The sequence below is a fragment of the Agrobacterium sp. P15N1-A genome (genome assembly GCF_044626815.1).
Classification (GTDB): Bacteria; Pseudomonadota; Alphaproteobacteria; order Rhizobiales; family Rhizobiaceae; genus Agrobacterium; species Agrobacterium leguminum.
In genome coordinates this window covers 1-1,104 of the sequence record NZ_JBIUPF010000020.1, presented here as the reverse complement: position 1 = coordinate 1,104, position 1,104 = coordinate 1, and the positions used below count along the sequence as shown (strand labels likewise).

General features: G+C 59.0%; 2 protein-coding genes. Both read left to right on the top strand.

What is annotated here, in order from left to right; all coding sequences use genetic code 11:
* Positions 1–236 (top strand): hypothetical protein (locus ACIK7D_RS27730; RefSeq protein WP_400158172.1); only part of this gene is annotated, 236 nt, incomplete at its 5' end.
* Between the two features lie 21 nt (positions 237–257).
* Positions 258–1,104 (top strand): contractile injection system protein, VgrG/Pvc8 family (locus ACIK7D_RS27725; protein WP_400158171.1); only part of this gene is annotated, 847 nt, incomplete at its 3' end.

The following is a 1,104-nucleotide window of genomic DNA, read 5'->3' as shown; positions in this document are numbered from 1 at the left end:
GCTGCAGCAGCACAGAAGAGAGGAGAAAAGGCCAATCCCTTGACCAAAGCCTGATCACAAAACCATACTCAGAGGTGGCTCACTTCTCGGTGGAAAAACCGGCTCAGTTCTGCGCGGAAACCAACATCGATGGATATTTGGCGTATCCAGGTTGTAGAATTCATGTTGAATCCTTGGTTTCGCCACAATGTTTGATTGCATTCTGTCGAGATTTTGACAGCCGATTGATTTTTTGAGCTCTGCTATCGAGGTTCGCAATGAATGACCAGCCCTCATCCTCTGACTTCATTCAGGCGAGTCGTGTGCTCAAGGTCAAGTCGCCTCTGGGAGAGGATCAGCTTCTTCCGGAGCGCCTGTCCGTCGAGGAGGGCGTATCGCAGCTCTTCGACATTCGCCTGACGGTGCGTGCCAAGAAGGAAGCGGTCAAGCCCGAGGAACTGATCGGACGGCTGGTCGATATCTCCATCGAAATCAGCCAGGGCGAGGGCGATGGCGGCGGTGTTCGCCGCCCCTTCAACGGCCTGGTGACGGAACTGCATGAAGGCCCGCCGATCACACGCGGCATGCGCTCTTATGCGCTGACGAACTGCCGTATCTGGATGGACAAGACGGCGATAGAGATCGTCGAGACGCTGTTTTCCGAACATGGCATTCCGGCCCCCGATACATCGGGCATCATCTCGCCACCGCCTGCCCAGCATTACAGCGTGCAGTGGAACGAGACCGATCTGGATTATCTCACCCGCCGTTTCGAAGAGGACGGCCTGTTCTACTGGTTCAGCCATGAGGATGGTTCCCACAAGCTGCATGTGGCCGACAGCGCCAGCGGCTGGCTCGGGCCGTCTCCGGCCGCGCAGGGGGAGGGGACGGTGCGTCTGGCGCAGGGGTCTTCGGATCGCAACCACATCAACGACTGGGCACGGCGTTTCTCCTATGTCTCGGGCCAGCGTGCGGGCGCCGACTGGAATTTCGAGACGCCGGGCATGGTGCCGGGCACGATGACGCCGTCGCTGGTGCAGATGCCGGATGCGACGAAGCGCGAGCTTTACGAATATCCGGCCCGCATCAAGACGGTGGAAGAGGCCGAGCGGGCGCAGAAACTGC